The organism is Shewanella sp. 30m-14, assembly GCF_052977125.1.
This window is the reverse complement of the sequence record NZ_JBRILW010000017.1, coordinates 76,294-89,601: the sequence shown is the minus strand read 5'-3', so window position 1 is coordinate 89,601 and position 13,308 is coordinate 76,294. Positions and strand designations below refer to the sequence as shown.

Sequence of the window (13,308 nt, the reverse complement as noted above, 5' to 3'; positions counted from 1 at the left end):
GCTAATAAAACTTATTTAAATCCATACCGTTATACAGATCTGACACAATGTCGCCATAACCGTTAAAAGGTAGAGTTGGGATCCGTTTTGCCGAAAAAAGCCCACCTTCTGCGATCCGACGTTCTGATGCTTGCGACCATCTAGGGTGGTCAACCTCTGGGTTAACATTGGCATAAAACCCATACTCACTGGCGGCGAGTTGATTCCAAGATGTGGGCGGCTGTTTGTCTGTTAAGCGAATACGAACAATCGATTTAATACTCTTAAAGCCATATTTCCACGGCACGACAAGGCGGATAGGCGCACCATTTTGTGGCGGCAATGTTTTTCCATAAAGGCCCACTGACAGAAAAGTTAAGTCGTTCATCGCTTCGGCTAACGTTAAGCCTTCTACATAAGGGTAGTTAATCCCTCCTCCTGCATAACGACTCCTTTGACCCGGCATCTGTTCAGGATCATATAAGGTCTCAAAGGCAACATACTTAGCGTTGCTGTTTACGCCCACTTTCTTAAGTAAGTTAGCTAATGAAAAGCCAACCCAAGGGATGACCATGGACCATGCTTCTACGCAGCGGAAATTGTAAGCTCGTTCCTCTAATGGGAAAAGAGTAAGTAGGTCATCGTAATCAAGTGTCACAGGTTTATCGACCTCACCGTCGATGACCAGTTTCCAAGGTTCAACCTTAAGCTCTTGGGCATTGTCTTGTGGATCTGTCTTGCTAGTACCAAATTCATAAAAATTATTGTGAGAAATAATTTTAGACTCAGGGGTTAATGCGCCATAAAGCAGGTGGTCATATTCGGCCTGTTTAGCAAAAGGTAGGGATTTAGTCATAAATGCCGCCTTTTGCTCATCGCTAGAAAACAGGTCAAACACACCAGCATTAGCGTGAGAAGATAACAGCGCACCAGCACCTATAAAGCCCATCTGTTTAAGGATCCTACGACGGTCTTGGTACACCTCTTCTGGGGTAATATCGCACTCTTTAAACTTATCCCAAGCAGCAGTTTTTTTTATATTCATTAGCCGCACCCATCCTATTTTTATATCAATTAGTATTGTTAACTAATCAGACCGACAAAGTCGATGAAAGGTTTCATCCACGTTTTGTTATTACATATCATTAACAGCTGGCTATGTCTGCACCACTTGCCTGACTAATCACTTGCTTAAGCTTGCAGTGTTTAAATCGCCGTGCCACTCTAGCGTCTCATTAACCATGTCAAGAGCCTTCTCACATGCCATTAGAGCTTGCATTTTCAACCGCACAAATTGTTATCATTGCCGCAATCGCTTTTCTATCTATGCTGATTGGTGCGTTATTTAATCAACGAAAAACTCGTATTAAATGGGAATACGTACGAAACCAGCTTTTAGATGAGATGGAACAAACAAAACTTGAGCTCAATACTGAAATTCTTGAATTAAAAGAAACCATTCATCAGAAAGAATTGGTGATAGATCAATATCAAGACAAGCTGGAGTTTCGCCTAGAGCAATTAGGCAAAGCACAAGCACAAGCAGAAAGAACTCAAGAGCTGGAGCAGTCACTGGTCGATAACCAACGAAAGCAGATGGAAACTCAACTTGCCCTTTCCAAATCTAATGCCATGCAGCAAACCCTAGCGGCCAGTTTTGATGCAAAACAACAAGCTCTCAACGACAAAATACAGTTACTAGAAGATTCTGAAGTACGTTTAACAGCCCAATTTGAAAACCTAGCGACTAAGATTTTTGAAGCACGCAGTGAAAAACTACAATCACAAAACAATCAACAATTAGATAGCGTACTAGCGCCGTTTAAACAGCAAATTGAAGGATTTAGGGCGCAGGTTCAGGCATCATATTCTCATGAACAAACTCAGCGCAGTGCCCTTAAACACCAACTTGACTCATTAACTGAACTTAACTTAAAGATGAGCCAAGATGCTGTTAACCTCACCAAAGCACTTAAGGGTGATAACAAACAGCAAGGCAATTGGGGAGAAGTGATCCTTGAGCGCGTTTTACAAGAGAGTGGTCTGCGAGAAGGTCATGAGTACGATACACAAACAGATCTTAAAAGTGACAGCGGTAAGCGTTTTAAGCCCGATGTCATCGTGCACTTACCTGAGAACAAAGATGTTGTTATCGATGCGAAAATGTCTCTTGTTGCTTACGAGCGATACTTTAACAGTGACGATGACGATATTCGCGCACAAGCAATTAAAGAACATATCATCTCTGTTCGTGGTCACATAAAAGGCTTAAGCCAAAAGGATTATCAAAAACTTCACGGTGTTAAAAGCTTAGATTACGTATTGATGTTCATTCCACTTGAGCCTGCCTTTTTACTGGCACTTGAGCATGACCCAAGCTTAGTTAACTATGCACTTGAAAGTAATATCATGCTGGTTAGTCCGACTAACTTGCTGGTCGCATTGCGCACTATTAACAATATTTGGCGTTATGAGTACCAAAACCAAAATGCACAGATGATCGCTAAACAAGCTGGCAGGATTTACGACAAGTTATGCGGTTATTTAGACGATATGGAAAAGTTGGGTCGTTCACTTGAATCTGCAGATAAAAACTTTACTAATGCCATGAACAAGTTATCGACAGGAAAAGGCAACGTCATCCGTCAAGCGCATCAAATGCAACAATTAGGCGTACAAACCAGTAAAAAAGTGGACGCACAACTTCTAGATAAAGCGCTAAGCTTATCAGATGATGATTATCATCAAGACGAATGAACAAGGCTGACATGCAAAGCTTAGTTACAAAGAGTAGTTACTAAAGAGCAGCTACTTAAAATTAGTTAACAGCTGACACAACCAGTCTCAATAGGGATAGTTAAGAGGATTGTTGCAAATGCACAAGCAGTTACGTCGCATTTTAACGGGGATGATAGCAATGCTTGCATGCTCCTCAGTCTATGCTTCTACATTGACCAAAGAGCAGCAGCTTTATGTAGAGGCGAGAAGCGCGCTAAGTAAACAGCAATTGGATAAGTACCAGCCGATGCGCGATAAATTAGATGACTACCCTTTAGCCATCTATTTAGACTTTCACAATAACATCAATAATATCCTCAAGCTTCCCGCAAAGCAGGCAATGACAGCGCTAGCCCCCTTTGAGGCCAGTCCATTGTATAACACGGGACGTTACCGTTACCTCAAGCGCAGTGGTAGTCAAAAACGTTGGCAAGATTTCCTCATCGTCAGTCCAAACAGCCCTAATAACATTACCCTACAATGTTATTACTACCGTGCCCAATTACAACAAGGCGATAAACAGATCGCCTATAACGGGGCTAAAACCCTTTGGTTATACGGCCGCTCTCGTCCGAAAGAGTGCGATCCCTTATTCAAAGAGTGGCAAAAAGCCGGGCTGCGTAGCCAAGAGCTCATCTGGTCACGTATGTTACTCAGTTTCGAGCAAGGCCAGTACGGACTGTTATCGTACCTTTCACGACAACTTACCACGCATAAAAATGACGCGAAGCGTTTGCTTGCTGTCTATAAAGATCCGCGCAGTCTTCGCCATACATCAAAATTCAGTGGCAAAGCCAAGATTAATGCAACCATTGTGGATTTAGGCCTGAGAAAATTAGCCAAGAAAGATCTCAAGCAAGCGGTAAAACTGTTCGCGACATATCAGAAAGCTGACAGGTTCAGTGATTATCAAGGCAGAAAACTGAGCCGTTACTTGGTCAGAAGAGCGTTAATTTATCAAACGATTGAACTTCAAAGCTACGTAGATACCATTTTACCCTTGCTTGATAGCGACGATCTTGTTGAGATGCGTTTGCGTTGGGCACTTAGAGATAATGACCAAAAAAGTTTTGCCCAATTTTTACCCCAACTCAGTGAACAAAAACAAAATACTGCTCGCTGGAAATATTGGCGTGCGACTGTACTTGCAAAAGAAAATAGCAAGCAAAGCCAGAAGCAATCTATGGCGCTGTTTGAAGCGCTACGTTTAGAGCGCAATTTTTATGGTTACCTTGCTGCCGCTAAATTAAAACAGCCTTATCAACTACAAGATCAGAAAACTCTGAGCGATAATGCGCTAAAGCAAAAGATATTTAACGACAGAGGGTTAGCTCGGGTACAAGAGTTACTCGGGATTGATAAACAGTCTGATGCAAGAGCTGAGTGGGTCATGCTACTTAACCGTCATGATAAAGCGATGCAAAAAGAATATGCTGTCTATGCTGTTGAGCAAAAGTGGCATAGCCTAGGAGTTCAAGCCAGCATACAAGCTAAACTCTGGAATGATATGCAGATGCGCTTTCCTTATGCCGCACAAACCTCTTTTACTCATGCCAGTAAAAAGTATGCCGTGGATATTGATGAAATCCGATCCATTTCACGAAGAGAAAGTGCCTATTACCCAAATGCCACATCCGGAGTGGGAGCTCGAGGATATATGCAGTTGATGCCAGCCACTGCTAAGCAAACAGCGCAGAAAACCAAACTCCCCTACAGCGGAACTAAAAGTCTCTATGATGAAAAGCTCAATATCTCGCTAGGCAGTGCCTACTATGGCGGTTTACTCAAACAATTTGATCAAAATCGAGTATTGGCAACGGCTTCTTATAATGCTGGTCCCCACCGTATTAATAACTGGCTTAAAAAGAGTGATGGTAAACTTGATGTCGTAAGTTTTATCGAATCTATCCCCTACAGAGAAACTCGGGAATACGTACAAGCGGTTCTCAGTTATCGGGTGATCTATCAGATTAAACAAGATAAACACGCTGAGTTATTATCTGAGCAGGAGCTCAAATTTAGCTACTAGCATTTAGTCCCATTATTAATGGCTACCTTTGCCACATGAGTTTAATCTTTTGCACAGTTGACAGGATACTAATCCATTACAACTAGCCATTACAACTAGGCTACTGCAACTAAGCATTAATCTAGCCTATTATTGCGCAAGATAACTCAGTAAAACCATCAATCTAAAACCGCTCTAGCAGTCCCCATTAACCAGAGAACTAGAGCGGTCCATCATTTTGCTAGCATTTATATCATTTTCAGCATTTACACCATTTCAGGCCTCTTCAACAGTCTTGCTTCCCCTTTCTGGGCAGCGCGCTCGTTTTATCAGTGTTACATCAGTTACCCCGCCCCTATGCGCTACTGAAAAAGATCAACGCAGAGGAGCTATCCACATCAACGAATTCTGGTGATAACAAAAAAACGAGTTGGAATAATACTGTAAAGTAATTCGATGATGCTGGTTATGTTACAAAACAATCCTTTATTATCACTGGCAAGCCAACACATTTTCCACCATAGTAAAGGCACGCCGAATTGATAACTAAAATATAATTGGCAGCAAGGATCCGTATGCACAATGACCATATAGCCATCATTCTAAAACAACTTGAAACCGTGCTACTCGGTAAACCTCACCAAATAAAGCAGGCTTTGACCTGTATCTTGGCTCGTGGCCACTTACTGATAGAAGATCTACCTGGAATGGGAAAAACCAGTCTATCTCACGGCTTGGCACAAACCTTAGGGCTGAGCTATCAAAGGATCCAATTTACCAGTGATATGCTCCCAGCCGATATTCTCGGCGTCTCAATCTTCGATAAACAGCAAACTGAATTTGTGTTTCATCCTGGGCCTATTTTTAAACAGATGATCCTCGCGGATGAAATTAACCGGGCCAGTCCTAAAACTCAAAGTGCACTGTTAGAGGCCATGGCTGAGCAACAGATCACCGTAGATGGCAGTACTTACCTTTTGCCGCAGCCCTTTTTCGTTATCGCGACCCAAAACCCCAGTGAGCAATCGGGTACATTTCCACTTCCCGAATCCCAGCTAGACAGATTCATGATGAGGATATCCATTGGTTATCCTGCCCCCGACGCTGAGCTAGCGATGTTAAAAGGTCAAGATAGTCGCGCCCAAACTGAAATTTTACCCCAATGCCTCACTGCGTTAACCCTACAAGAATTGCAAGTCTGTACAGATAATGTCAGTGCATCAGATGCCTTACTGCAATACATCCTTGCCTTAGTAAACGCATCCAGAAATGAGCCCCAAGGCTCAGGGCTCTCGCCAAGAGCCAGTAAAGCGATACTACAAGCCGCAAAAGCTTGGGCATTTATTCATGGTAGAACGTACTTAGTTCCTGAAGACGTTCAGTCGATATTTCCTCACGTTGCAGAGCATCGAATTAGCTCACATTCAAAACAGCAAGGTGAAGCGTTATCGGCAAAAATAATCAACAGGATCAATCCAATACTTTAAGAAAAATGTATGCAAGTTCAAAGAGAATCTTATTGAAAGCGCACCAATTTTTAGGCAAGTTTTTATAATAGGAGTTTATGCGAAACCGTCACAAACTAAACACAAAGCTCAAGCAAAAATGGCAGCGATGGGTCTCCCGCAGAATTCCAGCAACAGAGCAAATAACCCTCAGCCATAAGAGCATTTTTATCCTGCCTACAGGGTTTGGACTGGCGTGGATTTTTCTATTCGTGTTACTCTTTTTATTTGGGACAAATTACCAAAATAACCTTGTAATGGGCTTAAGCTTTTTACTGTTAAGTATCTTTAATACCTGCATTATCTATAGTTATAAAAATTTAGCCGGACTCACCCTATCAAGTAGTAAAAGTAGCAACAGTTTTGCTGGTCAAGCCCTCTATTTCCCTATTAATTTAAGCTCACCAAATATTGCCTATGAGATCCAGCTTAACTTTCAAAATCAACCTTTAGAAGTTGTAAAAACAGTCAATCGGCACCAAACGCAAACCTTAGTAACCTTTAAGCACTCTCATCGCGGCTATAATCGCCCCGGCAGAATGAAAGTAGAAACTCGATACCCCCTCGGACTTTGCCGAGCCTGGTCACATGTCGATTTAACCTTAGCTCAGTTGGCATTCACACAGCCGGTAATTGACCCGAACCCCATTCAATTAAGTGTCCATCAAAGTGATGTTCCACAAGATAACGGCAAGTATGTGGCTGGCGTTGATGAATATAAAGGGCTAAAAGAGTACGTGGTTGGTGAGCCATTAAAACAAGTCGCTTGGAAACAGTGGGCTCAAGGACGCGGCATGTTAACCAAAGAGTTTGAAGAGCCACAAGGTGCACCTATGTGGTTATCCTTAGAGCCAACAACTAAAGATATAGAACTCGCATTAAGTTATCTTTCCTGGCATACCGAGCAGCTAAGTTCAAACAATCAGACCTTTGGCCTTGCAATCGACGGGATCTCAATCCCACCGTCTAACGGTGAACAACACCGAATTGAGGTTCAAACTCAATTAGCGTTATTTTCAAGCAATCGAGTCAGTCCTGAGCACCCGACGGATTTGCCCAACTTACACAATACCTCGCAAAGCAAACGACAACAAAGGGCTCATCCTACCCCCCAAGAAACAACACAACAGGTCAAGCTATGACGGCAAAAGAGAGCCAGAGGATCTCCCGTCATACATTAATGTGGTTACTGATCACCAATATCGCGATCTTGACACCGTTATATGAACAGGTCACGCTGTGGTCACTGTCTATTTGTGCCATCTGTATATTTTGGCGCATCGGGATCTATCTCGGTAAAGTCGCTAAACCACCCAAATGGTTAGTGACCAGCCTAGCTTTTGCTTCTGCAACAACACTTGCCATGGTTGCAGCACAGATTGGTGTCCTCACCGCAATGGTCAATCTACTCATCTTAGGTTACGCCCTTAAGTACATTGAGATGCGAAACCGCCGTGATGTGAGGGCCGTTGTACTGGTTGGCTACTTTCTTATCGCATTTACTTTTATTCAGCAGCAAACCTTACTTTCTACCCTGCACTTATTAGTGGTAACCGCCATTAATACCTGCGTGCTAATCAGCCTATATCACGATGAAGGCAACTTTAAATATGCCGCCACTCTAGGCAGTAAAATTATTTTTCAAAGCCTCCCGCTTGCGATTATTTTATTTCTCGTCTTGCCCCGCCTTCCTCCTTTGTGGATGGTACCACCACAAAATGGAGCCCAAACAGGACTCTCAGATAACGTCAGTTTTGGGGATATTAGCCAGCTTACGCGCTCTAGTGAACTGGCTTTTAGGGCCACTTTTGAGACGGGTGCGCCGAGCAATGACAAACTATATTGGCGTGCCATAGTAATGGAAGATTACAATGGACAAAATTGGACGCAAAACCCAAGGTTCACCAATTCCTATGATGGCCTCCCCAAAAATCAGCCCGCTATATTCGCCGAGCAAGCTTCAGCGCAATCGGTAAACCCGCCCGTTTTTCCCCTCACTCAGACTGAGGCCGCTAACCCAACTTCAACCGCCATCACCTATAGCGTCATTGCTGAGCCCAGCGCGCAGCAGTGGTTATTTGGTCTTGATGTCGCCACCAGCAATGATAAAACCATTCGCCAGCGTGCTGACCATACTCTTTATGCCAATAAGCCAATCGATCAAAGACGTATATATCAAGTCACCAGTTTTGATAACCGCATTATGGATCCTCTGCTTAGCGCTGAGAGTCGCGCGATTAACCTCGCGCTACCTAAGGCTGTTAACCCTCAAACCCGTGAATTAGCGGATAAGTTTGCCATAAGCTATCCGGTACAAGAAGATAGGCTCAACGCCATGATGCGCTACTTCACGCAGCAGCCCTACTTTTATACATTGCGTCCCCCGCGGGTTGGCAAGCAGCAAATTGATGACTTTCTTATCTATAACAAGGCGGGGTTTTGTGTGCATTACGCCAGTGCATTTGCATTTATGGCCAGAGCGACTGGGATCCCTGCACGATTAGTCACAGGCTACCAAGGGGCTGAGTTCAACCCAGCAGCAGGTTATTACAGTATTTATCAATACATGGCACATGCTTGGGTTGAGGTTTGGTTGCCCAATCTTGGCTGGGTGCGCTTCGACCCAACCGCAATGATTGCACCTGAGCGAGTCGAACAAGGCTTTGATGCTTTTTTTGATCCCGAAACAACCTATCTACTGGATAACCCCTTTAGCGCACTTGGCTATCGTGACAACGCCGCTCTTAATCAATTACGGATGCATGTTGCCAGTGTCGATTATTTTTGGAGTGTGTGGGTGCTTGGGTTTAATAGCCAAAAGCAGCAACGCGTATTAGAGGAGATTTTGGGTGAAGTCACTCAAACTAAACTGGCTATTTTTATCCTTATTAGCCTTTGTGTCATTGGCTTAGCCATCGCATACAGTGCTGGGTTAATCCAATTTCATCGCTCAAGTGATAAACACCTCAACGCCTATTACTCTGTATGTAAAATGCTCCGCCAGCGAGGGCTATCTAGGGAATATCATGAGGGACCTCAAGATTACAATCTTCGAGTGGCTGCAGCCTTCCCCGCCATCGCCGAAGACTTTGATAAATTAACCCAATATTTTGTGGCGATTAAATATCAAAAAGTCAGTAAAAGAGCCCTGAAACGTTTTTCTCGATTACTTATCAAGCAATCGAGATGGTTAAAAATCAATATCATCAAACTGAGATTGGCACTTAATAAAACAAACACATAGAATGGATTAATCCAGCAGTAACCTGCTCACCAAACTGCATTCTTGTTAAAGGAACGCCATGCTATACCTAGTCCAATCGAACCAAATGGAAGCGCTGTCACAGCTATTAGCTACAGAGCTGCGTACCCCATTACCTCATACCCCTTTGTTAATGCCTGAGCATATTTTGGTACAAAGCCCGGGGATGTCCACATGGTTAAGACTCGAAATAGCAAGGCAAAACAACATTGCAGCTGGGCTTGAGTTTCCACTGCCATCAAGCTTTATCTGGCAGCTATGCCATACCTTGCTTGATGATGTGCCTAAAGAGAATGCTTTCACCAAAGCGGCAATGACCTGGAAACTGATGGAATTGCTGCCCACACTTATCGACCATGAAGATTTTTTACCCTTGGCCAATTATCTTAATAATGGTAACGGTGAAGCGACTGAAAGCACTGTGATAAGTGGCAGTGACGCTGCAAGTGAAATGGCCGACGCGATTATTGAGCAAACAGAACAAAACCCACTTAAGTTATATCAACTCTGTGGTCAAATTGCCGATATCTTCGACCAATATTTAGTTTACCGTCCCGACTGGATCACCGCATGGGAAGCTAATGAACCAAGGTTGCCTCCAAAAGGTGACAAGCTCAGCCCAGCTCAAGCTTGGCAGCCTATTCTATGGCGCGCCCTTATTGACTTTAATGCCAATGGCTTAAATAAGAGTCGCTACCACCGTGCTAACTTGCATCAATCTTTATTCGATGCATTGGATGATCCGAATACCTGTTTAGACGCCTTACCTAGACGACTATTCGTCTTTGGGATCTCGTCCATGGCGCCGCAAACCCTCGATGTATTGCACTATTTAGCCAAGCGCATCGATGTGATCATGCTTAATCTCAGCCCGTGTCAGCATTATTGGGGAGACATTGTCGACCCGCGTTTGCGCGCACGTATGGCACTGCAGTACGCCGATAAACAAAAGCTAGAATTGGAGTGGGAAGATAAGCTTGAGGTTGGTAATCCAATCTTAGCCAATAATGGCAAAATGGGCCGTGAGTTACTTGACTTACTGTTAGAGTTGCCAGAAGAGCATACCGCATTCAATTTTGATTGCTACCAAGAGCCTAACACCGACACCATGCTCAGCGGCGTGCAATATGACGTTCTGGAGCTCAGTACCCGTGGTCAAAGCTTGGGGCCAGATGCCGCGCTTTATTTAAGCTTAGATGGCAGACGCGTTATCGACCCAAGCGATAACTCAATAACCGTTCGCAGTTGCCACAGCCCGCTTAGAGAAGTCGAGACCCTGCACGACCATCTGCTCGAGATGCTGTCTCGCCCTCTTTCTGACGGACAATCTCCACTAGCGGCAAAAGATATCGTGATCATGATGCCCGATGTTGCGGCCTACGCGCCTTACATCGATGCCGTATTTGGTGCTAAACAAGGCAGCCACTTTATCCCTTATGCGATAGCGGATCGCGGCGCCGCCCAAGAATCTCCTCTTATTTCAAGCTTTTTACACCTATTGAAAATTAATCAGAGTCGTTTTGGGCTTACCGATATTCTCAGTATTTTAGAAGTGCCAGCCGTACTGCGCCGCTTCGAACTAGACGATGACGGACTCGCCGTGATTAAGCGCTGGCTAGATCAAGCCGGCGTGCGCTGGGGACGTGATGAAACCAGTCGCACCGAATATCAACTGCCAGCATTTGAACAAAACTCATGGGCTTTTGGCATTAAACGCTTAATCTTAGGTTATAGCTTCAGTGATGACTCGCCACTCTATCAACACAGCTTATCGGTTAATGGTGTTGAGGGACAAACAGCGCAGGCGCTAGGAAAATTACTCGACTTTATCGAAGCGCTCGATGACGTGCATCAAGCACTTGCACAGGTTTGCAGCCTCAGTGAACGGATGGCGCAGCTAGAAGCCATACTCGAAAACTTCTATGAGGTTGATGACGATGAGATGGTGCAGCAGCAAGAGATCAGAGACGCCATCGTTAAACTCAATGAAGAGTTGACCGAAGCTGGACACACAACGCCGTTAACCATAGAAGTGCTACAAAACTGGTTTAATAGCCGTTTATCTGAATCTCGCGTAGGTCAGCGCTATCTTGCCGGAAGTGTTAATTTCTGTACCTTAATGCCAATGCGATCTATTCCATTCAAACTGGTTTGCTTACTCGGAATGAACGACGGCGTCTATCCGAGAGTACAGCATCCTGTTGGTTTCGATCTTGTGGCGCAAATGGGGCCAAGAAAAGGCGACCGCTCTCGTCGATTAGACGATAGATATCTATTTTTAGAAGCCATTTTATCGGCGCGTGAGCAACTTTATATCAGCTATATCGGTAACAGCGAGCGTGATGACTCTGAGCGGATCCCCTCTATGTTGGTCTCTGAGTTAATCGAGTATTGCCAACTGGTCTACTTGCCTAAAAGTTTAAAGAACGAACAAACTTCGGCGGAGCAAGTGTCCCCCGCATTGATCGATAACATCGAAAAACAGATCCGCGCGCACCTTATTAAAAAGCAACCACTGCAGCCGTTTGATAACCGACTTTATACTGCGCAAAATCCAGTGGCTAATGCTGAAACTCAAAGTGTTGAGCAACTAAACGGACACATTCAGCAGAGCTATTCGGTTCAGTGGTGCCCAGCCCCTATCAAGCCCGTTGATAGTCTGTCAGCAGAAACGCTGCGTCACTACAAACGTTTCATTGGACAAACCACACAGCTGCAACAGGTTAATGATGAAACAGATTTAACTAACACTGAACTTGAGCTTTCCGCCCTTATCCGCTTTTTTAGGAATCCGGCGCAGTACTTTTTTAACCGTACTTTAAAAGTCGATCTCGGACTTGATATTCAAGCCGATGATAATGACGAACCTTTTAGCTTAAACGCGCTTGAACGCTACAAACTGCAAGCCATACTGTTAGACGACGCCATAGAAAGTGGTGAACAGCAGCCAGCAGCTGAATTATTAGAACGCTTAAAAGCTCAGGGAAACCTGCCGCTAAAGCCCTTCGACGACTTGATTTTAAATCAATATCTGCATGATATTAACCCTTTGATTGGACGAAGCTTATACCTAAAAGGTGAACACTCCCAATCGGTTAATATCGACCTTTTATTTGAAGATATTGGCTTGCACTTGGTGGGACGCATTGATGATTTGAGTGTAAAAGGACTTGTGAATTACCGACCCGGCACCGCCAATGGCCGCGACTTAATTCGTGTCTACTTAAGACACCTCTGCCTTTGTGCCATGCAAAGTCAGCCAGGGCTTAAAGCTGAGCTAGAACAGGAACTCAAACCAGAACTAAACCAAGAGCTAAGAAGCACGCCAATAACCAGCTACTTACTCGATATTGGCCATTTTCATGCGTTTGCCCCCATTACAGCAGAACAAGCAAAAGCGCAGTTGAGCCAATGGTTACACTGTTTTAAACAAGGTCAAGCACACCCCCTGATGTTTATGCCGCGAACAGCCCTGGCCTACGTAGAGGCTGAAGGCAGCCACAGACAGAAACTACTCGAAGCGCAGTCACAGTGGTTAGATGAGCAAAGTCAGTTAGGTGAAGGGCTAGAGCCCCACTTCCAACGTTTATTTAGCTTCCCTGAAGACTTTACTGAACAGAGCTTCGCAAAAACAGCCAATACACTACTTTCGCCACTATTAAGCTTGTATTACAAAGATAAACTCAGTGAGCTAGCCACTTTTGCAGAATCCGGTAACGATACCGTAAATTTGCAAGCTGCCTCTTCGCTAAATAGCCAAAGCGAGGCAAATTAAG

General features: G+C 44.2%; 7 protein-coding genes. 6 read left to right on the top strand and 1 reads right to left on the bottom strand.

Going from position 1 to position 13,308, the window contains the following annotated elements; translation table 11 throughout:
* Position 1: 1 nt before the first annotated feature.
* Entirely contained in the window at positions 2 to 1,024 is a 1,023-nt protein-coding gene (gene msrP, locus ACVBIU_RS13595; RefSeq protein WP_447159882.1) for a protein-methionine-sulfoxide reductase catalytic subunit MsrP, read from the bottom strand.
* Positions 1,025 to 1,239: 215 nt separating this feature from the next.
* On the opposite strand from msrP, the gene rmuC reads away from it, so the two are divergent.
* The 6 genes from rmuC (at position 1,240) to recC (ending at position 13,307) form a co-directional block, all read left to right on the top strand.
* Entirely contained in the window at positions 1,240 to 2,736 is a 1,497-nt protein-coding gene (gene rmuC / locus ACVBIU_RS13590; protein ID WP_447159883.1) for a DNA recombination protein RmuC, read from the top strand.
* A 118-nt stretch (positions 2,737 to 2,854) separates the two neighbouring features.
* Complete coding sequence (locus tag ACVBIU_RS13585) at positions 2,855 to 4,786, top strand: transglycosylase SLT domain-containing protein (protein ID WP_447159884.1); 1,932 nt, start codon at positions 2,855 to 2,857, stop codon at positions 4,784 to 4,786.
* A 554-nt stretch (positions 4,787 to 5,340) separates the two neighbouring features.
* Positions 5,341 to 6,252, top strand: a complete 912-nt coding sequence (locus ACVBIU_RS13580; RefSeq protein WP_447159885.1) for an AAA family ATPase — start codon at positions 5,341 to 5,343, stop codon at positions 6,250 to 6,252.
* A 77-nt stretch (positions 6,253 to 6,329) separates the two neighbouring features.
* A complete protein-coding gene (locus ACVBIU_RS13575) occupies positions 6,330 to 7,412 on the top strand; it encodes a DUF58 domain-containing protein (protein ID WP_447164080.1) in 1,083 nt (360 codons plus the stop codon).
* The gene (locus ACVBIU_RS13570) at positions 7,409 to 9,514 is read left to right on the top strand and encodes a transglutaminase TgpA family protein (RefSeq protein ID WP_447164079.1); all 2,106 of its coding nucleotides are present in this window, start codon (positions 7,409 to 7,411) and stop codon (positions 9,512 to 9,514) included. Before ACVBIU_RS13575 ends, ACVBIU_RS13570 begins: the two co-directional genes overlap by 4 nt.
* Positions 9,515 to 9,572: 58 nt before the next feature.
* Positions 9,573 to 13,307 carry an exodeoxyribonuclease V subunit gamma gene (gene recC, locus ACVBIU_RS13565; RefSeq protein ID WP_447164078.1) on the top strand — a complete coding sequence of 1,245 codons (3,735 nt, stop codon included), beginning with the start codon at positions 9,573 to 9,575 and terminating at the stop codon, positions 13,305 to 13,307.
* Position 13,308: the final 1 nt, after the last annotated feature.

Excerpts from the sequence above, each read along its gene's own strand:
- msrP (WP_447159882.1), bottom strand. The coding sequence starts at position 1,024 with ATGAATATAAAAAAAACTGCTGCTTGGGATAAGTTTAAAGAGTGCGAT.
- rmuC (WP_447159883.1), top strand. The coding sequence starts at position 1,240 with ATGCCATTAGAGCTTGCATTTTCAACCGCACAAATTGTTATCATTGCC.
- ACVBIU_RS13585 (WP_447159884.1), top strand. The coding sequence starts at position 2,855 with ATGCACAAGCAGTTACGTCGCATTTTAACGGGGATGATAGCAATGCTT.
- ACVBIU_RS13580 (WP_447159885.1), top strand. The coding sequence starts at position 5,341 with ATGCACAATGACCATATAGCCATCATTCTAAAACAACTTGAAACCGTG.
- ACVBIU_RS13575 (WP_447164080.1), top strand. The coding sequence starts at position 6,330 with ATGCGAAACCGTCACAAACTAAACACAAAGCTCAAGCAAAAATGGCAG.
- ACVBIU_RS13570 (WP_447164079.1), top strand. The coding sequence starts at position 7,409 with ATGACGGCAAAAGAGAGCCAGAGGATCTCCCGTCATACATTAATGTGG.
- recC (WP_447164078.1), top strand. The coding sequence starts at position 9,573 with ATGCTATACCTAGTCCAATCGAACCAAATGGAAGCGCTGTCACAGCTA.